The organism is Synechococcus sp. PH41509 (genome assembly GCF_020514285.1).
GTDB lineage: Bacteria > Cyanobacteriota > Cyanobacteriia > PCC-6307 > Cyanobiaceae > Parasynechococcus.
Genome location: NZ_VTLD01000022.1, coordinates 48,664 through 69,672, shown reverse-complemented (window position 1 = coordinate 69,672; position 21,009 = coordinate 48,664). Strand labels below are relative to the sequence as shown.

Genomic DNA, 21,009 nt, shown 5'->3' with positions numbered 1-21,009 from the left:
ATGTTCACCGGGCTGGTGCAGTCAGTAGGAAGGATTGAGCGTCGTGCTGGGGCTGTCGTGGTCTGGGGCTGTGCTCCCTTTGCTCCCCTAGCGCTTGGCGATAGCGTCGCCGTTGATGGCGTCTGCCTCACGGCTGCTGAGCTGCTTGCGGATGGCTTCCGCGCTGATGTGAGTGAGGAGACTCTGCGCCGCACAACGCTGGGACGAAAAGCGGATCGAGGCGGAGCTGTGAACCTCGAGCCCGCGCTTCGGCTGAGCGACCGTCTCGGGGGGCATTTGGTGAGTGGCCATGTGGATGCCACCGGTGAAGTCACCTGTGTGGAGACCCTCCCCCATTCTTGGGCGCTGTCGATCCGCTGGTCTGAAGCCCGATTTGGCCGCTACATCTGTGAGAAGGCCAGTATTGCTGTGGACGGCATCAGCCTCACAGTGGCGGAGTGTTCAGCGGATGGAGCCACCTTCTCCCTCGCCGTCATTCCCCACACCTGGGATGCAACAACCCTGAGGAACCTGGCCGTTGGAGACACCGTGAATCTGGAAGCCGATCAACTGGCCCGTTATGCCGAGCGTCTGCTCCATGCCGATGCTTCTGATGGCCGCAGCACGGAGGAGGGCCTGACATCCGACTGGCTAGCCGCTCACGGCTGGTCCTGATCCATCTGCTGAAGAACGATCATTCCGGAGTCCCGCTGGAGCTCAATCTTGAATTCCTGTCCAGGCTCAAGGCCGAGCCGACGGGTGTAGGCGTGGCCGATCAGAAGATTCCCATTGCCATGAACACGGGTTCGGAAGTCGGCCTGCCGACCACGACTCCCGCCTGAAGTGCTGCTACTGCTTTTCGGCAATTGCCATCCCTGGGCTGCCGCTTTGGCCTCCACCAGGGCGCGATAAAAACTCTTTTTGAGTAGACGTCCACTCGGGCCGACGTAGCCACAGCCGCGGGCGATGTCGTCTTCCGGCCGATTGCTGAGCGATCTGGCCTTGTCGAGCAGTTCCTTGCCGACCAGCATTTCAGGATCTAATTCAATTGAATTCTGGCCATTCCCACCAATCAAGGCAAGGGATCAGAGCAGATAAAGGATCACGAAAAGAATCACCCAGATCCCATCCACGAAATGCCAGTACAACTCCGCTGCCTCCAGGGGGAAGTGGTTGGCTGACGTCACGCGGCCCTGCGGTTCTCTCGCTTGCCACCAGACAATCAGGATCATCAGTGCGCCGAGGGTCACATGGAGACCATGAAATCCCGTGGCGGCGAAAAAGGTGCTGGCGAAGAGGTTGTCTGTTAGGCCGAAGGGGAGCGTGAAATATTCGACCATCTGACTCACCAGAAAGGCCAGTCCGAGGCCTGCGGTGATCAGAAGCCAGCGTCGGCAGCGCCTGTGGTCGTCCTGGCGGATGGCCTGGCCGGCACGGTGGAAGGTGGCACTGCTCACTAGCAGCAGAACGGTGTTCAGGATCGGTAGGGGCAGCTCAAGTTCATAAATGGCCCCGTCCGGTAGTGGGTTCACGGCTTTGAAGGTGAGGTAGGCCGCAAAGAAGCCGGCGAAAGTCATGGCATCCGCCACAAGAAATGTGGCGAGGCCGAACATGCGGTGATCGGGATGCTCGGCATGCTCCGTATGGCCGTGGTCCTGATCCTTGGTGGTCACTGTGGTGGTCATTTGCCGCTGCTCCAGAGGTCACGACCGCTGGTTGCGGTGAGGTCAAGCTCGTCCGGTGGTACGCCATAGCCATAGGGCTCTTCCACGAGAGGGGCTTCGCCGATCCAGTTTTCAACTGGTGGCGGAGAACTGGTCAGCCATTCGGGAGTGAGCGCTTTCCAGGGGTTGTCTCCTGCGATATGGCCGCTCAGGGCACTGTGGATGACATTCCAAAGGAAGGGCAGGGTGCTGATGGCCATCAGCAGGGCTCCGACGGAGCTGATCTGATTGATCAGGGTGAATTGGGGGTCGTATTCAGCAACGCGTCGCGGCATGCCGTTGAGGCCCAACCAGTGCTGCGGGCCGAAGCACAGATTGAAACCGATGAAGGTGAGAGCACAGTGCAGCCGACCAAGATCCTCATTCAGCATTCGGCCAGTGAATTTGGGGTACCAGTGGTAAATCGACGCGAAGATCACAAACACCGAACCACCGAAGACGATGTAGTGGAAATGAGCGACGACGAAGTAGGTGTCGTGGACATGGATGTCGAAAGGCACCTGGGCCAAGGCGACGCCTGTGATGCCTCCAAGCACGAAGTTCACAATGAAGCCGCAAGAAAACAGCATGGCGCTGTTAAGGCTGATGCGTCCGCCCCAGAGTGTTGCCAACCAATTAAAGAATTTAATTCCGGTTGGAACAGCAATGAAGGCTGTTGCAATGGTGAAAAACAGTCGCATCCAGGGAGGTGTTCCGCTGGTAAACATGTGGTGGGCCCACACGATCAGGCCCAAAACAACAATGGCCATGATCGAGTACACCATGGTCACGTAGCCGAAAAGCGGCTTGCGGGCATGAACCGGCAAGATTTCGCTCACCAAGCCAAAGGCTGGCAAGACCATGATGTAAACGGCTGGGTGGGAATAGAACCAGAACAGATGCTGGTAGACGACAACATTTCCTCCAAGGGTTGGATTGAAAAATCCTGTGTGGGCAACAATATCGAAACTCAGTAACACCAATGTTCCGGCGAGAACCGGTGTTGAGAGAACCACAAGAATGCTGGTTCCCAACATCGCCCAGCAATACATGGGTAGCTGCATCAACTTCAGGCCGGGGCGACGCAGCTTGAGAATGGTGGCGATGAAATTAATGCCTCCGAAGATCGAGCTTCCGCCAAGCAGCAGCACGCTCAGGATCCAGATGACTTGTCCTGTGGCTGGCGTCGTGATGCTGAGGGGTGGATAAGCGGTCCAGCCAGATTGAGCAGCACCCGTTAGGAAATAGCTGGTGATCAGCATTAATCCGGCTGGAGGAATCAACCAAAATGCAACAGCATTAAGGCGTGGGAAAGCCATGTCCCGCGCTCCAACATAGAAAGGGATTAAATAGTTCCCAAAGGCACCATTCACCACAGGGACGATCCAGAGGAAGATCATCACAGTGCCGTGGAGGGTTAAAACCTGGTTGTAGACATCCCGTGCCATGAAGTCGGAAACGGGGCTGGTGAGTTCCGTTCGAATCGCACCCGCCAGTGCTCCGCCAATGAGATAAAAAGCAAAGCCGCAAACGAGGTACTGCAGCCCGATCACCTTGTGATCAACGCTGAAGCTGAAATACCGCAACCATCCGCTGGGTTGAAGACGTGGGGGACTGGATGTTTCAGGGGGCAGGCTGATGGTCATGTCAGGCATTCGCGATGTTGATGGGTTCTTCTTCCGGTGCTGCTTTGGCGTTTTGTTTGTACCAGTTGTTCCAGTCTTCTGGGCTTTCCACCACGACGGTGGAGCGCATTCCGCCGTGGTAAGGGCCACAGAGTTCGGCGCAAACAATCGGATAGCGTCCCGTGCGGGTTGGCGTAAAGCTCAGCTGGGTTGGTTGGCCTGGAATGACATCCTGTTTCAAGCGAAATTCAGGGACCCAAAATGCATGAATCACATCTTTTGCTTCCATGCGAAGGGTGATTGGTCGATCGGATGGAACATGAAGCTCGCCTGAAGTGATATCTCCCTCTGGGTAATGAAAGAGAAAGGCAAATTGCATGGCCGTCACTTCAACGGGTAGGACATTCGTTGCTGCCGCTGAGTCAATCGATCCGGAACTGATGCCTCCCCAGATCTGCTCCTCGTGGGCCCCACCCATGTGGTCATGGGCCAGTGGAACCATGCCACCCATCCGGTCGTAGATGTCGTAGCTGTACAGGCCAACAAACAGCACGACAACAGCTGGAACTGCTGTCCAGAAAATTTCAAGGGGAAGATTGCCCTCAATGGCTAACCCATCACCCAGTTGACCGCTTCGCCGTCGGAATCGAATCAGGCTGAAGACGAGAAGACCAGTAATTCCAACAAACAGAATGCTGCCAATCGTGAACAGAACCTTAAACAGTTCGTCGTAAATTGGCGCGTTCGCGCTCGCGTCGATGGGAAGGAGGTTGATGTTCTGACCGATCCAAAGACCGCCCAAAGCAAGGACCATCCCAATCACTAACGTGAGAATGGCGGATGGGATCTGCACCCGATGAATCCCAGGTTTTCATTAGCGTATGGGCCTGGCTGCGTATCTCCATGAAGTGATTGTTAAGGCCTCATTTCTGTCAGGGAAAGGGGATGATCTTTCCCCCTTTTGTTTCGCAGATGGCCATAAAGCATGACGCCATGTTCTGCATCGCTACGGTCCGAGCAATCCCTTCTGGGTTGCATCGGATGGAGCTTGTTCGATGATCCTTTCTTCAATGTCGACCCTTCGTCGACATCTTGGTTTGTTATCGGCGCACTTGGTAGTCGCCGTGATCGCTTTGGTGGTGATCGGTGGTGCGACGCGCGTGATGGAGGCCGGCTTGGCCTGTCCCGACTGGCCTTTGTGCTTTGGCTCATTTCTGCCGGGTCGCCAGATGAATGTTCAGGTGTTTCTGGAGTGGTTTCATCGCCTTGACGCTTTCGTCGTTGGCATCGCCCTGGTGGTGATGGCTGTGACGACGACGGTTCGACGGCGTCAGCTCCCTGCATGGCTGCCCTGGCTGGCGGCTGGCCTGATGGTTCTTGTGGCCATGCAGGGAGGGCTGGGTGCTTTGACGGTGACGCATCTGCTCCCATCGGATGTCGTGACTGCCCACTTGGCTCTTGCTCTCACGCTTGTTGCACTGCTGAGTGGGTTGACGCAACGCCTGCTTCATCCCGCTGCCGTCGCCGCTCCGCTCTGGTGGCGCATCTCGGCACTGCTTGGACTGTTGTCGGTCTTTGCCCAATGTCTTCTCGGTGGTCGACTAGCCACCTCTTGGGCAGGGCAGCGTTGCCTCGCTGGGGGCGAGGCCTGTCACCTGGTTCTCTCCCATCGCGTCACGGCGATGCCGGTGGCCGTTGTTCTGCTGGGCTTCGCGGGGGCGGCACTGCTGGCTGGTGGTTGGGCCCGCCGCCAGTGGCCCTGGCTTGCTGGGGTGGTTCTTCTGGTGCTGACTCAGGTGGCGCTGGGTGTCCTCACCCTTCGCCTCGGTCTCTCACAACCCGCGGTGACCGTTGCCCACCAGCTCGTGGCTGCCCTGTTGATCGCCCTGATGGCGGCGCTTCTGGTCCGATCTCCGGAGGGCCGCCCCTCACCGTCCCGTTCCGTCGTTCTCGACGACACCTCGTTGGAGGCCTGTCATGGCTGAACTCACAGCAATCGTTCGTCCGACCCGTGAGGAGGTGGTTCCCTCCCGCAAGCGGGTGAAACTTCCGGCCTGGCTGGAAGTCGCCAAACCGCGACTCATCCCTCTGCTGCTTGCCACCACCCTGGGGGGAATGGCTCTCAGTGAGGGCTGGCCCCTCTCCTCGCCGCGGCTGGTGTGCACCCTGGGTGGAGGAGCTCTCGCTTCAGCTGCCGCTGGAGTGCTGAATTGCCTCTGGGAACAGGATCTCGATGGCCGGATGGCTCGTACCAGCGGTCGGGCGCTTCCCTCCGGCCGGCTTTCGCCCACCAGTGCGTTCGCCGGAGCCATCGCCTGCACTTTGGCAGCGGCGATGTTGCTGGTAAGTGGCGTGAACTGTCTCGCTGCCGGACTGTCCCTGCTCGGTCTTTGCAGTTACGTCCTGCTCTATACAGCTCTGCTCAAGCCGCGGACGTCACAGAACATCGTCATTGGTGGCGTTGCCGGGGCGATCCCACCCCTTGTGGGGGCTGCTGCCGCCACCGGTCATGTTGGCCTCGGGGGCTGGTGGCTGTTCGCTCTTGTGATGGTCTGGACGCCAGCCCACTTCTGGGCGTTGGCACTGTTGTTGCGCGAGGACTACCGCGCTGTTGGTATTCCGATGCTGCCGGTCGTCAAAGGGCCTGTGGTGACAGCGCGGGCGATCAAGACCTACGGCTGGATCACCGTCCTGCTGAGCGGTTTGGGAGTGTTCGCCCTGCCCTCCGGTGGTGTCTTCTACGGTCTGATGCTGCTTCCCTACAACGGTCGGCTGCTGCAGCTCGTCGACCGACTTTCTCTTGATCCCGACAGCCTTCTGAATGCCAAGGCTCTGTTCCGTTGGTCGATTCTTTACCTGTTCGGTCTGTGCCTGCTGCTGATTCTCAGTCGAACGGATCTTGCATCAGGCTTTGCTTACCAGGTGATGCAGCTTCTCTCCCTGCTCATGGGGATTCAATGAACACTCTTTAGATTCCCTGGATTGCCCGAGGATGTCCCTGACGGTGCCTGATGGCGTTGATTGAACTGCGGAAGATTTCCAAGGCCTACGGCTCGGTTACGGCTCTATGTGAGCTTGATCTCACCGTTCCTGAAGGGTGCCTCTACGGGCTTCTTGGCCCGAATGGTGCCGGTAAAACAACGGCCATGCGCATTCTGGCCACCCTGCTCGCCCCCGATGGCGGTTCCGTGCGTGTGGGCGGTGTAGACGGGTTGGCGGAGCCAAGAGCCGTCCGCCAACTCATGGGTTATGTGGCCCAAGAGGTAGCTATTGACAAGATCCTGAGCGGTCGAGAACTGCTGCAGCTTCAAGGTGATCTATATCACTTGCAGCGGAAGGATCGCGAGACCCGAATTGCTGATCTGATTGAACGCCTCGCCATGGGCGACTGGATTGATCGCCGCTGCGGTACCTATTCCGGTGGCATGCGTCGGCGGCTCGATCTGGCGGCAGGTTTGCTGCACTGTCCCCGGTTGCTCGTGCTTGATGAACCCACCGTTGGATTGGACATCGAGAGCAGGAGTGCCATCTGGCAACTGTTGCGTCAGCTGGTTCAGGAGGGCACCACTGTTCTTCTGAGCAGTCACTACCTGGAAGAGGTGGAGGCACTTGCTGATCAGATGGCGATCATCGATGACGGTCGGGTGATAGCTGAAGGCACTCCGGACCAGCTCAAGCAAAGGCTTGGGGGTGATCGCGTCACCCTCCGGGTCCGAGAGTTCAGCACTGCTGAAGAGGCGGCCAAGGTGCGTGCGCTGCTTGAACCGCTGAATGGGGTGCTTGAGGTGGTGGTGAACCGAGCTCAGGGGTTTTCCCTCAACCTGGTGATTGAAGGTGGGCCTGTGATCGACCAGCTTCGTCACACCCTTGATGGTGCAGGCCTCCCTGTCTTTGCCTTGGCCCAGAGCCGTCCAAGCCTCGATGATGTCTACCTTCAGGCAACAGGACGCACCCTGATGGATGCTGAACTGGCCATCGCAGGCCAGCGCGACGTCAAGAAGGAAAAGCGTCAATCCATGCGTTGAGTGCCAATGATGACCTCCCCCACAGCATCAATTGCTCTCCAGCAGCAGCAATCCGGAGCCTTTGCTGAGCTCAGCCAGGAGACGTGGGCCCTCACCCGGCGTTTGTTTCTTCAGTTGATGCGTCGTCCCTCGACCTTGATCGCTGGGATTCTGCAACCATTGATCTGGCTGATTCTGTTCGGCGCGCTTTTCGCTAATGCCCCCGAGGGTCTACTGCCAGGTGGGATGAGCTATGGCCGTTTTCTTGGCGCCGGAGTCATTGTTTTCACGGCATTCAGCGGTGCCCTGAACGCCGGCCTACCGGTGATGTTTGACCGCGAATTCGGCTTCCTCAATCGTTTGCTTGTGGCACCCCTGCGAAGCCGCAGTTCCATCGTGCTGGCGTCGGTGATCTACATCACCGCCCTCAGCCTGCTTCAGAGTTTGGTCATCATGGGGACGGCAGCCCTGCTCGGCTACGGGTGGCCTGGCGTCAGCGGCCTGATCTTGGTGTTGGTGACGCTGCTGCTCCTGGTTTTTGCCGTGACAGCGCTCAGCCTTGGATTGGCGTTCGCGTTGCCGGGCCACATCGAGTTGATCGCCGTAATTTTTGTGGCCAACTTGCCCTTGCTCTTCGCCAGCACGGCCCTGGCTCCTTTGTCCTTCATGCCGACCTGGCTGGGGTGGCTTGCGGCCTTGAATCCTCTTACCTTCGCGATTGAACCCATTCGAGCGGCCTACCAAGGTCCTTTGGACCTGTCGGCAGTTTTGTTGGAGGCCCCCTACGGGAATGTCACCGGCACCACTTGCTTGCTGATCCTGCTGCTCCTCACCATCGGGCTGTTCCTTGTGATTCGCCCGCTGCTCAACCGCAAACTCTCCTGAATCCGTGCTTTCTTCTCCGTTTCAGCAGCCGTCGCGTCGACAGAATGCTCTGGCCCTTCAGATCCAGGAGGCCAGGACCACAAGCGATGAGGTCTTGCTTTTGCGCCTGATTAGTCAGTGGGTTCACCGCTATGGCTTTAACAGCTCTGCTGATCTTGACCTGAGCTTGCCTGAGCCGACGGTCTCTGATCGTGAGTTCAGCCCCACAGCAGTTGATGCCAGCGTGGCTCCTGCTTTTGAACCGTTGCCGATGTCGGTTGCTGAGGAGCCTTCCTTCGCTTCTGAAACCGTGGCAGTGGAAGAATTGGTGATTGAGGAAGAGGTCGTGGCTGAGGAGGAATTGGTGATTGCGGAAGAGCTACTAGCCGAGGAAGAGGTCGTGGCAGAGGAAGAGGACGTAGCCGAGGAAGAGGACGTAGCCGAGGAAGAGGCGTTGGTTGATCGGACGGCTCTCAAACAGAGCTTCACTGCTGGTCCTGTTCCGGCTCCCCCCATCACGACACCGCGTTCGCTTCGGCGCTGGCTCCCGCGTCGGGAGGATGACGGTTTCCAGAAGGCTGCCTGAACACCATGATTCCGAACCCTGAATCCCTGGATCAGGGGCTGATCGTTTCGGTCCAGGCACCCCAGGGATCGCCGATGCGCGATCCCGATGTGATCGCTGCCATGGCAGATGCCGCCTTGCGCAATGGTGCGGTGGGCGTGCGCCTGGAAAGCCCTGAGCACATTGGTGCGGTGCGTCGTCGCTGCCCGGAAGCCTTGATCATCGGCCTTTGGAAGTGCACCTTTCCCGACAGCGCCGTGTACATCACTCCGGGTTGGAAGGAGATTCAGGCGGTGTGGTCTGCAGGCGCCGATGTGATCGCCATTGATGCCACAGCCCGACAGCGTCCTTCGGGGCAGGATCTGGCAGCGTTGATTCAGCGCACCCGCGATGAGCTGCGGGCTCCCCTCATGGCTGATGTGGATTCGCTCGAGAACGGTCTGCGGGCGGCTGAACTGGGCTGTGACTGGGTTGGAACCACGCTCTACGGCTACACCGAGGCGACAGTGCAGCAACGACCCCCTGCGCTTGATCTTCTTCCCCAGCTCCGCGCAGACCTTCCCAGCTCTGTGCGCCTGATCTGTGAGGGGGGAATTTCCTCACCGGCCGACGCCCGTTCAGCGTTGCAGGCCGGTGCAGACACCGTGGTCGTTGGGACGGCGATCACCGGAGTGGATCTCCAGGTGACCGCTTATCGCAAGGGAATGATCAGCTGATCACATCATCCCGGGCATGCCCATTCCACCCATTCCACCCATGCCAGGCATGCCCATGCCACCCATACCGCCCATGCCACCCATGGGGTCGCCGTCGCCGGCAGGCGCAGGTGCTGGGGGTTCTGGCTTGTCGGCGATCACAACCTCGGTGGTGATCAGCAGGGAAGCGATCGAAATCGAATCCTGCACAGCCAGGCGCACCACCTTCGCGGCGTCGACGATGCCTGCAGCCATCAGGTCTTCATAAGCCCCACTGAGGGCGTTGAATCCCTGGCCACTGCTGCGCATGCCCGCGATCACAACGTCGCCGTTCTGCCCCGCATTGGTGGCGATCTGATGAATCGGTGCGGTTAGCGCCCGTTGAACAATCTCAACACCGGTGCGTTGGTCGCTGTTGAGGGATGCCGCCAGCGAGTCCAGGCTGTCAGCAAGTTGCAGCAATGTGCTGCCGCCTCCCGTGACAATGCCCTCTTCGATGGCGGCACGGGTTGCATTCAGGGCATCCTCGATCCTCAGTTTGCGGTTCTTCAATTCCGTTTCCGTCGGGGCACCGACCTTGATCACGGCAACGCCACCGGCCAGCTTGGCGATCCGCTCACTGAGCTTCTCGCGGTCGTAGTCGGATTCGGTGGCATCTAGCTCACGTCGGATCGCGCTAACGCGTTCGCTCACGGCCTGGCGATGGTCGTCGGTGGCGACAATCGTGGTGCTCTCCTTGCTGATGGTGACGCGGCGCGCTTTGCCTAGATCCTCGAGGGTCACCTTGTCGAGGGTCATCGCCTTGTCCTCGCTGATCAGCGTTCCGCCGGTGAGGATGGCGATATCGGCGAGGGCTGCCTTGCGACGTTCTCCGAATGAGGGAGCCCGAACAGCGGCCACCTGCAGAACCCCACGGCTCTTGTTCATCACAAGCGTTGCCAGAGCCTCGCCTTCCACTTCTTCCGAGAGGATCAACAGAGGTGATCCACTTTTTTGAACGGTCTCCAGCACGGGGACCAGATCTGTGATCGTGCTGATTTTGCGATCTGTCACCAGGATCAGTGGGTTTTCGAATTCACAGACCTGACGATCGGGATCAGTGACGAAGTAAGGGGAGCTGTAGCCGCGGTCGAAGGCCATGCCTTCGGTGATTTCGAGTTCCGTTGCCAAGGATTTCGATTCCTCAACAGTGATCACCCCATCGGTGCTCACCTTGTCCATCGCCTCCGCAATCATCTGGCCGACTTCTTCGTCACCCCCGGAGCTCACCGTGGCTACCTGACGAATGGCATCGCCGGCGACGGCCTGGCTTCGCTCGCCCAGTCCCGCAACAATCTGTGCTGCTGCTTTCTCCATGCCACGGCGGAGTTCCACGGGGCTTGCGCCAGCAGCTGTGTTGCGAAGTCCTTCCCGCACCATGGCCTGAGCCAGGATGGTTGCGGTCGTGGTGCCGTCTCCGGCTTTGTCTTTGGTCTTTGATGACACCTGCTGCATCAGCTTGGCGCCGAGGTTCTCGAACGGATCATCCAGTTCGATTTCGCGTGCGATCGAGTCGCCGTCGTTGACGATGTCGGGTGCGCCGAATTTCTTTTCGAGCACTACGTTGCGACCTCGGGGGCCGATCGTGACGCGCACTGCATCGGCGAGTGCGTCAACACCCCGCTCAAGGGCGCTGCGGGATTCGTCAGAGAAAGAAAGGAGTTTGGCCATAGTCGCGGGGACGCCGTTGGTCACTGTCCCATAGCGATGTGGCGCCCGTGGAGAGGTCTTGTGGTGGGGAAAGCCGAATGGTTCGAGTCGCCTGGATGCCTCCTGGAAACGAACTCATTAGGGTCCGGTCATGGCTGAATCGGGAGCGCTCTTTTTTGTCCTGATGGCGGGGCTGGCGGGCTCAATGGCCCTGGTTTACGTCCCCTTGCGCATTTTTTTGACAGCGACAGCCCGCAGCCGTCGCCTTCGTCTGCTCCAGCGCATCCGCCGCTTGCGTGATCAATTGGCCCAACCCCTTGATCCCTGATCTCCTCGGTCAGGCCATCACCATGCCGCCGTCCACCTGCAGCACTTGGCCTGTGATGTAGGCCGCGGCTGGGTCGGCAGCAAGAAAGCGCACAGCACCGGCCACCTGCTCCTGGGTGCCGAAGGTTCCCAGCGGGATGTCCTTGAGGATGCCCTCCGCATCGAGATCCTTGGTCATGTCCGTGGCGATGAAGCCTGGAGCTACTGCATTCACGGTGATGCCACGGCTGGCGAGCTCCTTCGCGGTGCTGCGGGTCAGACCGATAACGCCGGCTTTGGCGGCGGCGTAGTTGGCCTGGCCAGCGTTGCCCATGAGCCCCACAACAGAGGTGATGTTGATGATGCGGCCACTTTTCTGCTTCAGCATCGGGCGTGCCACAGCCCTCGTGCAGAGGAAAACACCACTGAGATTGAGGTCGATCACTGCTTGCCAATCGTCGGTTTTCATCCGCATCAGCAGGCCGTCCCGTGTGATGCCGGCGTTGTTCACCAACACATCCAGGCGCCCACTGCGTTCAAGCACCTGTTTGATCAGGCCATCCACCTCTGCCTCGACAGACACATTGGCTTGCAGGGCATAGGCCTGGCCCCCTGCGGCAGTGATCGCAGCGACCACCTCGTCCGCTGCAGCGGCGGAATTGGAGTAGTTCACAACGACTTCTGCACCCACTTCACCCAGGGCTAGGGCGATGGCCCGGCCGATGCCGCGACCTCCTCCTGTCACCAGGGCGGTCTGACCGGCAAGAGAAGCGCTGGGAGACATGGAGGAACCTTTGATCGCAGGATCGTACGGAGCCGCCGTCATCAACCTCAACCCGGCATGGTTTCAATTGTGTCGACGGCCTCCCCAAGCAACGCTTGAAAGGTGGCGAGTTGGGTCTTGCTCCCCAGCACGATCAACAGCTGTCCCGGTGCCATCTGAGTGTCTCCGCCTGGATTGGCGATCAGCTTTCCCTTTTCCCGGATCGCTAGCACCATCGCCCCACTGCGGCGGCCCAGCTCCAGTTCAGACAGGCTGCGCCCACGAATCTCCATCAGGTGAAGGGGGTCGTGACTCAGCTGGAATTCCTCGATCTCGTAATCGGAGCCGGCCAGAAGCTCCATGAAGTTGAGTGCCAGGGGCCGCAGAGCCGAAGCCGCCATCACGCGACCACCAGCCACATAGGGACTGACCACCACAGTGGCGCCGGCTAGACGCAGCTTCGAGGCGGCTTCATCGCTATTTGCGCGGGCAATCAAGCGGCAATTCGGTCGTAGATCCTTGGCGCTGAGGATCACATAGAGATTGGAGGCGTCGCTCGGAAGGGCTGCAACCAGGCTGCAGCAGCGTTCGAGCCCTGCGTCCAACAACGTTTCGTCCAAGGTTGCATCTGCCTGCAGCACACGCATCCCCTTCATTTCAGCCACAGCCCTTCGGTTGGGATCCGTCTCGATCACCACGAGAGACACCCCATCGCTTTGGAGCTGGGCCGCGATTTCCTGCCCGATACGGCCGTAGCCGCAAAGAATCACATGGTCGTGCATGCTTTCCAGCATGCGGTGAAAGCGGAATTCACGCAGTTTGAGGAAATATCCCGAGTCCTTCAACCCGAGAACGCGTTGGATGGCCAGTTGAACAACCACCAATCCACCAACCACGATCAGCACGGTGACCAGGCGCCCTTGGGGTGAAAGGGCTTCCACTTCGCCGTAGCCGATGGTGCTGATCGTGATCAGCACCATCCAGAGGCAATCGCCCCAGTCCCAGCCCTCCGTGATCCGATATCCCAGGGCACCGGCGAAGATCACGGCACTGAGGGCACTGATGGGGCCCCGCCATGGAGCTGTGATCAGCTTCAGGTGACCTCTGGCTCTGCGGCGCCTCATTGGACGTCCTTCAGAAACCGAGAGCCGTCAGAACTTCACTGCTCTTCAGCGTGGTGAGCTCATCAGGGCGGGCGAGACAGCGGATCTCAGCGCGCTCGGGGAGGTCCATTGCTGCTGCTCCAAGGGCAACAAGGGGTGTGCCGCAATAGGTCGCCAGGCGCTGTGAAATTGGGCAGCTGCTGAGCACGACATCGGCACAGGCAATCAGGGCTGCACGCTTGGCCAGGCTGAGTTTCGCCGGAAGCACCATGCTGCGCAGCGCCGGTAGGCGGCTTTTGATGGTTTCTGGAAGCTTGTGCCATTCGGCTGCAGGCCAGTCATGACCTTGGCCTGTTGGGGACAGCAGCAGCAGAGGACCATCACCGCGGGGCAATGCTTCTCGGGCTTCATCGAGCACATCGCCCGCCAGGGGCAAGCGGAACTGATCAGCCTTTAGTTCAAGGCCCAGGGCCTGGAGGTAAGGAGCCAGACGCTGCGCAGTCCAGCCCTGGTCGATACTGAGCCTGTCGGTGCAGGCAAACCCTTCAGATCCCAGCCGTTTGGGGATATGACTCATCGACAGCATCAGGTTGACCTGTTGACCTTCAGCAAAGTTGATGCACACCTGGAAGTCAGGTTCCCGCACACAACCGAGCAGATTGGCCCAGTCCGCAAGGGTGGGGTTGGCCTCGAAACTGAACGGCAACAGCTTTTCGAGGCATGGCAAGAGCTTCCAAGGGGCTGCCTGCTGAGGATCACACGCCACCTGCAACGTGGCGTTGAGCTTTTGGCAGATCTCGGCCAGTGCTGGTAGACGGTCCAGCTGGTCTTCGAGCGAACCCGGGCTTAGGGCAAGAACTCGCATGCAGCGCCGCCATCCATGGTGCGAACTGATTTTATGGAGGTCGTTTACGCCTGCCCGCGGCAGGAGTCGCTTGTGCATCTGTTGATTGCTGCGGCAGGAAGCGGTCGGCGCATGGGTGCGGATCGGAACAAGCTGCTTTTGCCGTTGGCCGGACGCCCTGTCATTGCCTGGACCCTTGAGGCGGCCTTGCGCTCTGAGCGGATTGAGTGGATCGGCATCGTCGGCCAAGAGGTCGATCGAGACGCCATCCTCTCCGTGCTGGATGCACCCAGCAAGCCGGTGCAATGGATTCAAGGGGGCAGCACTCGGCAGGAGTCGGTTCTGTGTGGTCTGGCGGGACTGCCGGAGCAGGCCCGCCATGTCTTGATTCATGACGGAGCCCGCTGTTTGGCTGAACCGGATTTATTTGACCGTTGTGCTGCTGCCGTTGAGGCCGGCACGGCCCTGATTGCCGCAACACCGGTCAGTGACACGATCAAACGTGTGGGATCCGATGGTTTGATTCGAGACACGCCTGACCGATCGGAGCTCTGGGCGGCGCAGACACCGCAGGGCTTTGCCGTCGATCAGCTGCGTCGCGGTCACGCTGAGGCGGTGGCTCAGGGCTGGACGGTGACCGACGACGCGTCGTTGTACGAGCGTCTTGGTTGGCCTGTGCAGGTCTTGGATGCTGGACCTGCCAACATCAAGGTCACAACGCCGTTTGACCTCACCGTGGCGGAGGCGGTTCTCGCCCTCAGGTCAGCAAGCTGAGCAGGCCTGTCTGGCCGTCGAGGCGTGCCATCTCTCCTATGGGCAGCGCAGCGTTGCCTGCTCGGTGACCAACGGGCAGGTCCATCACCCTGGGAATGCCGAGGTCGGCAGTGCGGTCTTCAAGAACCTGCTCGAGGTTGAAGCATTCCGAGGCATCTCGCGGTTCATCTCCGCACCCTTCGAAATTGCCAAACCCGAGACCTGCCAAGCCTTGCAGACTGCCATTGAGCCTCCATTGGGTCAGCATCCGATCAATCCGGTAGGGGGCCTCCCCGACATCTTCCAGCACCAAAATGGCTCCCTCGAGGGGGGGGACGAAGCGGCTCCCCAGCAGGTGGGTGGCGACGGTCAGATTCGCCGCGAGCAGGGGGCCTGTCGCCACCCCTCCGCCACCACCACGTCCTTGTAGTGCCGGGACGGTTTGACCGAAGAGCAGGTTGCGCAATCGGTCACGACTCCAGTCCGGCTCCTCTGCAAGCGTTGTCAGCAAAGGGCCATGGATGCCGCCAGCGAACCCTGCTGCCTGGCGGGCCCAGAGCAGGGCTGTGACATCGGAGAAGCCCAGCAACCAGCCGCTCTGCCAGCTGATGGGCTGCTCCAGCAGCCGTGCAGCACCCCAACCACCGCGGGCACAGGCGAGAAGCGCCGCGGCTTCGACAGGATGCAGATCGGCGTAGCGCGCCTCGTCCCGACCGGCGAAGTAGCCCCACCGTCGTGTGGCCAAGGTTTGGGGTTGAACGTTGAGGCCCCAGCTCTGCAGAACAGCAATGCCCTGCTGCAGCTTGATGTCGTCTTGCAGTGCTGAACTGGCGGCGACGCAGGCCACACGGTCTCCTTCTCGCAGCGGAGCCGCCAGGGTGACACGCCTCACGCTCCCCATCCCCTGGCCAGAACAAGTCCGAGCCAAAGCAGGGTTCCAGCCTGGACCTGTTGTGAAAAGTGCCGTCCGTAGGTGCCCATGGAGGCGTTCTGGTTGTTCAGGGGGTTGCAACTGATCTGCATGAAGATGCTGGCAATCACCCAGAAGGGCCAGAACGGTGCTGGGATCTGAGCCGACCAAGCTGCAAAGGCGAGAGCGATCGCTGTCACCAGATAGCAGCCCCGCACCACAGGCACCACTCGGGATCCGAGGCTCAAGGCGCTGCTGCGCAGGCCGAGGCTGGCGTCGTCACGACGGTCGGCCATGGCATAGACCGTGTCGAAACCAAAGGTCCAGACCACGGTCGCGAGCCAACTGCACACCAGAGCAGGACTCCAGCTCAAGGAGGCCGTTGCAGCGGCCCAGGGGATCAGCACCGCGAAGCCCCAGCACAGCGCCAAGATGGCCTGGGGGAAGGGGAACCAACGTTTCGCCGACGGATATCCGAGGATCGGTAGGACGGCCATGCATGCCAAGGGCAGGCAGATTTTGAGACTGGTGGCCGGAAGACTGAAGACAACAGCCAGGCTGACGACCAGCAAAGACAGCAGCAAAACCAACGCTGGGCCTCGCTGCAGGACGCCTCTGGCTAGAGGACGGCCTTTCGTGCGTTCCACCTTGCCGTCGAACCTCTGGTCCCACAGGTCATTGGCGATGCAGCCTGCACCGCTCACGGCCAGGCCTCCCACCAGGATCTGCAGGATCAGTACAAGCCCGGGGGGGGCTGCTGGATTCAGCCAGAGGGCCCAGCCCGCTGGGATCAACAGGATCAGCCGTCCGGTGGGTTTGTTCCAGCGGAGCAGTTCAATCCAGGGCTGAAGACGGGCAGAGCGGCTGATCACAATCAACGAGATTTGAAGAACCCTAGTCAGGGTCTTATGGCTCCGGCTGTGAGTGGCAGAGTGGATTTACCTCCCTCTCTGACGTTGATGCTGGATGCCGAGGCCCCAGCCAAGCCATCGGAACAGAACAACGGTTTGCCCCAGGCGGCGAATGCAGATCTGCGTCGAATTGCAGCGATCGATATCGGAACGAATTCCTTCCATCTACTGGTCGCAGCCATTGATCCAAAGCTGCGCACCTTTCGCATCATCCAGGCTGAAAAGGTCACCACACGTCTGGGGGAGCGTGATCCCGGTACCGGTGAACTGACCGCGGCGGCGATGCAACGAGGGTATGAAACCCTACGCCAGTTCAGGGATCTCGCCGCTAGTCATCAAGTTGAGCAGATCGTTACGGCGGCGACGAGTGCCGTCCGAGAAGCCCCCAATGGCCGTGATTTTCTCCAAACCATCCTCGATGACCTCGGGATGGATGTGGATCTGGTCAGTGGCCCTGAAGAGGCCCGGCTGATCTATTTGGGTGTGCTTTCAGGAATGCCTTTTGGCGATCGTCCGCATCTTTTGCTCGATATTGGAGGAGGCTCCACTGAACTGATCCTTGCGGATGGTCGCGATGCCCGCGCCCTCACAAGCACCCGTGTCGGGGCTGTGCGTCTTCAGCGGGACTTCATCAAAGAAGATCCGATGCCCCCAAAACGTCGATCGTTTCTGCAGGCGTTCATTCAGGGATCTCTGGAACCTGCGGTCGACAAAGTGCGTCGCAGGATCAAACCCGGTGAAACACCTGTTCTGGTGGCAACCAGCGGTACGGCGATGGCCATTGGTTCTCTCGCGGCGAGTCAAGAGGAGCGTCCACCGCGCAAGCTTCACGGGTATCGACTCACCCGGCGGCGTCTGGACCAGGTGGTCGATCGCTTAATCACGATGACCCCTGCTCAACGGCGGGATTTGACTCCCATCAATGATCGGCGGGCCGAAATCATTGTTCCCGGTGCGCTGATTCTGCAAACCACCATGCAGATGCTTGGTGCTGACGACCTAGTCCTCAGTGAACGGGCCCTCAGGGAAGGTCTCATCGTCGATTGGATGCTTCGTCACGGTCTTCTGGAGGATCGCTTCAGCTTTCAGAGCAGCATTCGACAACGCACCGTGATTCATCAGGTGCAGCGTTTCGCGGTGAATCAGAGCAGGGCAGAACGGGTCGCCAGCCATGCCCTCCAGCTGTTCGACGCCACGCGGGGGGTGATGCATGACGACAGTGGCGAAGGCCGCGAACTGCTTTGGGCTGCAGCCATGCTGCATACCTGTGGCCAGCACATCAACATCAGCGCTTACCACAAGCATTCTTGGTACTTGATTCGCCATGGTGAACTGCTGGGCTATTCAGAAGCGGAACATCTGATGGTGGCGGCGATTGCTCGCTATCACCGCCGCAGCTTGCCCAAGAAGCGCCATGAGTCGTGGCAGGTCCTGGCGACCCGAGAAAACCGTCGTTGCGTAAATCAGATGGCCATCTTGCTGCGCTTGGCTGCTGCTCTGGATCGCAGGCCAGAACCAGTGATCTCAGCACTGCGCATTCATGCAGTGAAAGGAGTCCTGCATCTGGAGATCGTTCGCGAGCGGGTGAACCAGAACGTCAGTCTTGAGCAGTGGAGTTTGCAGAGCTGCGCTGAGGTCGTACGGGAGGCCGTCGGGGTCGATCTGCGCATCAGAGTTCAGGATTGAGTCGGATCCAGCGGATGTCGTCAACAGCCCCAAGGGTTCTTGTTTCAGTGTTTGGCGACGTCAGCTGCACGAGATCGGGCCGGCCGGCGTAGATCTCAACCAGCTCTGGATCTTCAATCCTGCGTTCACCGTGCAGAAGCCCTTCGAATTCCACAATCCCCTCACGACGCAGGGCGATCCAGCTGGGTTCGCTGCTGCTGATCGTGAGACCTGTTTGCGCTGTCGGCGGCGCTGGGACGATGAGTGACTCAAGCTCACCCTCCAATTCGACATCTGTTTTGGCTTCAGGAGGCGAAGCCGGCTCGTTCACGACGAGCGTTCGACTCGCAGGTCTCAACCCTTGGGCGAAGCGCGAAAGTTCTGAAGCGTTGCTCCACACAACCACCCCCAGGCCTGTCAAACCGGCTAGGGCTACAAGAGGGAGAAGGTTGACTCTTTCCTGTTTCTGCGGGGCGATTCCTCGAGTTGTGGGTCCAGGAGCCTGCTGTTTGGTCTTGCTGGTGGAGAGGGGGCCGATAGCCTGCACCATGGCGTCGGCATCTAAACCCAGATGGGAGCTGAGCCGACGCACCATGGCTTTAATAAAGACAGGTTCTGGCAGTGCGTCTTGATCGCCTCGTTCGAGTGCGATGAGTTGCTCCACTCCCATGTGCATCTGGCTGGCCAGCTGGTCCTGTGTTAGCCCGGCTCCAGACCGTGCTTCAGCCAACTGTCGCCCCACTTGGACCAGGCCCGCATCTTTGCTCTGGTCTTCCGTAAGACTCCGCTCGTGCATGGATGAGTAAGTCGACCTAGTTCCTGGCGAAACTTAAGCCCAATTGATAATTCAGTCAGCCCCTTGGTGAACCCCAAGACTCGATGGCAGCAAAAAATATGGGCGATACTGGATTCGAACCAGTGACCCCTTCCGTGTGAAGGAAGTGCGCTACCACTGTGCTAATCGCCCGCACAAATCGATCTTAAACCACCGCCTATTGGGTTTTCGGACGGAACAGGTGGTCGTGGTCAGGGGAGTAGAGACGTGAGCGTTGAGGGCCACCGGCGAGAGCAGGACTCACCAAATAAAGCGTGGTTCGAATCAGATTGCGTTCTCGACTGGTCGCAGCCATCTCCCTCAAAGGGACCACCGTGAGCATTTGATCAGGCCAGCTCACCCGATGTCCGATCGCCACGGGAGTGTCGGCTGGGTAGTGATCCAGAAGGGTGGTTTGCACCTCCTCGACATGTCTTGCGCTGAGGTAAATGCAAAGGCTGGCGCGCAGGGTTGCCAACCTGTCGAGCTCTTCCCGTTCCGGCACGCCGGTGCGTCCTCCGGCGCGACTGAGCACGATGGTCTGCACCACTCCTGGAAGCGTGAGTTCGCTAGCGAGTCCAGCTGCTGCGGCTTGGTAGGCACTGATTCCAGGCACCACCTCCACGGGGATGTCTGCGTCACCCAAGGCACAGATCTGTTCATTGATGGCGCTGTAGAGCGCCGTATCGCCGTCATGGAGCCGGACCACCCTTTTGCCATGGCGGTAGCGAGCGATGAGCAAAGGGATCAGCTCTTCGAGCGTTGTCGTGCTGGTGCGGATCCGTTCGCAATCGGCTGGAGCCAGATCGGTGATTGCAGGACACACCAAGGAATCTGTCCAGACGAGAACCTCAGCCCGTTTGAGCCGTTCAGCAGCGCGAAGGGTAAGCAGGTCTGGAGCACCTGGGCCTGCTCCAACGAAACTGACAACTTGACTCAACTGCGTTGGCCTGATGGATCAGGCAGGGGTCGCTTTCGTCCATATAGCCACCAAAGCCCGATCCCGCCGAGAGCGACCAACGTGCAACTCATCAGTTGGGCGATGCGGATGCCCCCTTCGCATGCGGGGGGAAGTGAGCCGATGCAGAGGGGATCGATGCGAAGACCTTCAATCCAGACGCGGCCAAGGCTGTAACCGACCAAGTAAACGCAGCTCATAGCGCCCGCTGGGAGGATCCCTGGGGACTTCATGCCGCGGCGGAAGAGCAGCAGCAGGACTGCGAAGAGCAGCAGATTCCACACTGATTCATAGAGAAATGTCGGGTGGAAAAATTCCGAAGTGCCGTAAGTAACCGGGCGGCTCTGCACTGGTATGAACAGCTTCCACGGCAGATCTGTTGGAACGCCAAATGCCTCAGAATTGAAGAAGTTCCCCCAGCGACCGATGGCCTGCCCCAAGGCCACAGAAGGAACCAGAACGTCAAGGACATCCCAGAAGGGTTGTTTGCGCCAGCGGCAGAACAGGATCAGCGTGAGTGTTCCTGCAAGCAAAGCGCCGTGGATGGCGATCCCTCCCTCCCATATGGCAAGGGCCTTGAGCGGGTGCGATGCGTAGTTGTGCCACTCAAATGCCACGTAGTAGATGCGTGCCCCGATGACGGAAAACAGCACCAGCACAGGCAGCAGATCGCTGATTAAGCCGTTCTCAAGATGTCGGAGCTTCGCCAGGCGACTCGAGAGGTTCAAGCCGATCAGCACTGCCGTGGCAATGAGCAGGCCGTACCACCGAAGCGGCAGAAACCAGTTTTCGGTTTGAGGCAAAAATTCCCCTGGCGACTGAAATGTCGCCAGGGGAAACAGGGCTTCAACAGCCATA

23 protein-coding genes and 1 tRNA gene are annotated in these 21,009 nt (G+C 59.5%); 10 read left to right on the top strand and 14 right to left on the bottom strand.

Translation table 11 applies throughout. The annotated features are described in order from the left end of the window. Nucleotides 1-654, top strand: coding sequence for a riboflavin synthase (locus FZZ88_RS07780; protein ID WP_166017447.1), 654 nt, complete (start codon nt 1-3; stop codon nt 652-654). Here the strand turns inward: FZZ88_RS07780 and FZZ88_RS07775 are convergent. The 4 genes from FZZ88_RS07775 to FZZ88_RS07760 are packed head-to-tail and all read right to left on the bottom strand — an operon-like array spanning nt 639 to nt 4,160. Then, entirely contained in the window at nt 639-1,010 is a 372-nt protein-coding gene (locus FZZ88_RS07775) for an AbrB-like transcriptional regulator (protein ID WP_166017446.1), read from the bottom strand. The genes FZZ88_RS07780 and FZZ88_RS07775 overlap by 16 nt on opposite strands. 54 nt (nt 1,011-1,064) lie before the next feature. Next, on the bottom strand, nt 1,065-1,664 hold the full coding sequence (locus FZZ88_RS07770) for a cytochrome c oxidase subunit 3 (RefSeq protein WP_166017445.1): 600 nt from the start codon (nt 1,662-1,664) through the stop codon (nt 1,065-1,067). After that, nucleotides 1,661-3,328: a cytochrome c oxidase subunit I gene (gene ctaD, locus FZZ88_RS07765; RefSeq protein WP_166017444.1), complete on the bottom strand. Its 1,668-nt coding sequence runs from the start codon at nt 3,326-3,328 to the stop codon at nt 1,661-1,663. Before ctaD ends, FZZ88_RS07770 begins: the two co-directional genes overlap by 4 nt. A gap of 1 nt (nt 3,329) precedes the next feature. Next, nucleotides 3,330-4,160: a cytochrome c oxidase subunit II gene (locus tag FZZ88_RS07760; protein WP_166017443.1), complete on the bottom strand. Its 831-nt coding sequence runs from the start codon at nt 4,158-4,160 to the stop codon at nt 3,330-3,332. Between the two features lie 202 nt (nt 4,161-4,362). On the opposite strand from FZZ88_RS07760, the gene FZZ88_RS07755 reads away from it, so the two are divergent. The 6 genes from FZZ88_RS07755 to FZZ88_RS07730 are packed head-to-tail and all read left to right on the top strand — an operon-like array spanning nt 4,363 to nt 9,456. Continuing rightward, nucleotides 4,363-5,292: a COX15/CtaA family protein gene (locus FZZ88_RS07755; protein ID WP_166017442.1), complete on the top strand. Its 930-nt coding sequence runs from the start codon at nt 4,363-4,365 to the stop codon at nt 5,290-5,292. Continuing rightward, nucleotides 5,285-6,268 carry a heme o synthase gene (locus tag FZZ88_RS07750; protein WP_166017441.1) on the top strand — a complete coding sequence of 328 codons (984 nt, stop codon included), beginning with the start codon at nt 5,285-5,287 and terminating at the stop codon, nt 6,266-6,268. Before FZZ88_RS07755 ends, FZZ88_RS07750 begins: the two co-directional genes overlap by 8 nt. A gap of 50 nt (nt 6,269-6,318) precedes the next feature. Further along, nucleotides 6,319-7,332 (top strand): ATP-binding cassette domain-containing protein, encoded by a 1,014-nt coding sequence (locus tag FZZ88_RS07745; RefSeq protein ID WP_166017440.1) that lies wholly within the window; start codon nt 6,319-6,321, stop codon nt 7,330-7,332. A gap of 9 nt (nt 7,333-7,341) precedes the next feature. Next, complete coding sequence (locus tag FZZ88_RS07740) at nt 7,342-8,196, top strand: ABC transporter permease (RefSeq protein WP_166017439.1); 855 nt, start codon at nt 7,342-7,344, stop codon at nt 8,194-8,196. A gap of 4 nt (nt 8,197-8,200) precedes the next feature. Next, a complete protein-coding gene (locus FZZ88_RS07735) occupies nt 8,201-8,761 on the top strand; it encodes a hypothetical protein (RefSeq protein ID WP_166017438.1) in 561 nt (186 codons plus the stop codon). Nucleotides 8,762-8,766: 5 nt separating this feature from the next. Beyond that, nucleotides 8,767-9,456, top strand: coding sequence for an N-acetylmannosamine-6-phosphate 2-epimerase (locus FZZ88_RS07730; protein ID WP_166017437.1), 690 nt, complete (start codon nt 8,767-8,769; stop codon nt 9,454-9,456). Here the strand turns inward: FZZ88_RS07730 and groL are convergent, their stop codons facing one another. After that, on the bottom strand, nt 9,457-11,145 hold the full coding sequence (gene groL / locus FZZ88_RS07725; protein WP_166017436.1) for a chaperonin GroEL: 1,689 nt from the start codon (nt 11,143-11,145) through the stop codon (nt 9,457-9,459). Between the two features lie 130 nt (nt 11,146-11,275). Here groL and FZZ88_RS07720 point away from each other — a divergent pair, with 130 nt between their 5' ends. After that, nucleotides 11,276-11,452, top strand: a complete 177-nt coding sequence (locus tag FZZ88_RS07720; RefSeq protein ID WP_166017435.1) for a hypothetical protein — start codon at nt 11,276-11,278, stop codon at nt 11,450-11,452. Between the two features lie 9 nt (nt 11,453-11,461). Here FZZ88_RS07720 and fabG read toward each other — a convergent pair whose 3' ends face one another. The 3 genes from fabG to FZZ88_RS07705 are packed head-to-tail and all read right to left on the bottom strand — an operon-like array spanning nt 11,462 to nt 14,161. Next, the gene (fabG, locus tag FZZ88_RS07715; protein WP_166017434.1) at nt 11,462-12,214 is read right to left on the bottom strand and encodes a 3-oxoacyl-[acyl-carrier-protein] reductase; all 753 of its coding nucleotides are present in this window, start codon (nt 12,212-12,214) and stop codon (nt 11,462-11,464) included. Between the two features lie 47 nt (nt 12,215-12,261). After that, nucleotides 12,262-13,317, bottom strand: coding sequence for a TrkA family potassium uptake protein (locus tag FZZ88_RS07710; protein WP_166017433.1), 1,056 nt, complete (start codon nt 13,315-13,317; stop codon nt 12,262-12,264). Nucleotides 13,318-13,327: 10 nt separating this feature from the next. Further along, a complete protein-coding gene (locus FZZ88_RS07705) occupies nt 13,328-14,161 on the bottom strand; it encodes a glycosyltransferase family 9 protein (RefSeq protein WP_166017432.1) in 834 nt (277 codons plus the stop codon). A 72-nt stretch (nt 14,162-14,233) separates the two neighbouring features. On the opposite strand from FZZ88_RS07705, the gene ispD reads away from it, so the two are divergent. Beyond that, nucleotides 14,234-14,914, top strand: coding sequence for a 2-C-methyl-D-erythritol 4-phosphate cytidylyltransferase (gene ispD, locus FZZ88_RS07700; protein WP_166017653.1), 681 nt, complete (start codon nt 14,234-14,236; stop codon nt 14,912-14,914). Here ispD and FZZ88_RS07695 read toward each other — a convergent pair. Together FZZ88_RS07695 and FZZ88_RS07690 are read right to left on the bottom strand one after the other, a co-directional pair. Then, nucleotides 14,898-15,794: an LD-carboxypeptidase gene (locus FZZ88_RS07695; protein ID WP_166017431.1), complete on the bottom strand. Its 897-nt coding sequence runs from the start codon at nt 15,792-15,794 to the stop codon at nt 14,898-14,900. The two genes, ispD and FZZ88_RS07695, sit on opposite strands and share 17 nt — an antisense overlap. Next, entirely contained in the window at nt 15,782-16,675 is an 894-nt protein-coding gene (locus tag FZZ88_RS07690) for a 4-hydroxybenzoate polyprenyltransferase (protein WP_166017430.1), read from the bottom strand. Before FZZ88_RS07690 ends, FZZ88_RS07695 begins: the two co-directional genes overlap by 13 nt. Before the next feature lie 87 nt (nt 16,676-16,762). Between FZZ88_RS07690 and FZZ88_RS07685 the strand changes: the two genes are divergently transcribed. Continuing rightward, on the top strand, nt 16,763-18,400 hold the full coding sequence (locus FZZ88_RS07685) for a Ppx/GppA phosphatase family protein (RefSeq protein WP_166017652.1): 1,638 nt from the start codon (nt 16,763-16,765) through the stop codon (nt 18,398-18,400). Here FZZ88_RS07685 and FZZ88_RS07680 read toward each other — a convergent pair. The 4 genes from FZZ88_RS07680 to lgt form a co-directional block, all read right to left on the bottom strand. Then, complete coding sequence (locus FZZ88_RS07680) at nt 18,384-19,175, bottom strand: RodZ family helix-turn-helix domain-containing protein (protein ID WP_166017429.1); 792 nt, start codon at nt 19,173-19,175, stop codon at nt 18,384-18,386. The genes FZZ88_RS07685 and FZZ88_RS07680 overlap by 17 nt on opposite strands. Nucleotides 19,176-19,274: 99 nt before the next feature. Next, a tRNA-Val gene (locus FZZ88_RS07675) sits at nt 19,275-19,346 on the bottom strand. A gap of 25 nt (nt 19,347-19,371) precedes the next feature. After that, a complete protein-coding gene (gene cobM / locus FZZ88_RS07670; RefSeq protein WP_166017428.1) occupies nt 19,372-20,133 on the bottom strand; it encodes a precorrin-4 C(11)-methyltransferase in 762 nt (253 codons plus the stop codon). After that, nucleotides 20,130-21,008 carry a prolipoprotein diacylglyceryl transferase gene (gene lgt, locus FZZ88_RS07665; RefSeq protein ID WP_166017427.1) on the bottom strand — a complete coding sequence of 293 codons (879 nt, stop codon included), beginning with the start codon at nt 21,006-21,008 and terminating at the stop codon, nt 20,130-20,132. Before lgt ends, cobM begins: the two co-directional genes overlap by 4 nt. Nucleotide 21,009: the final 1 nt, after the last annotated feature.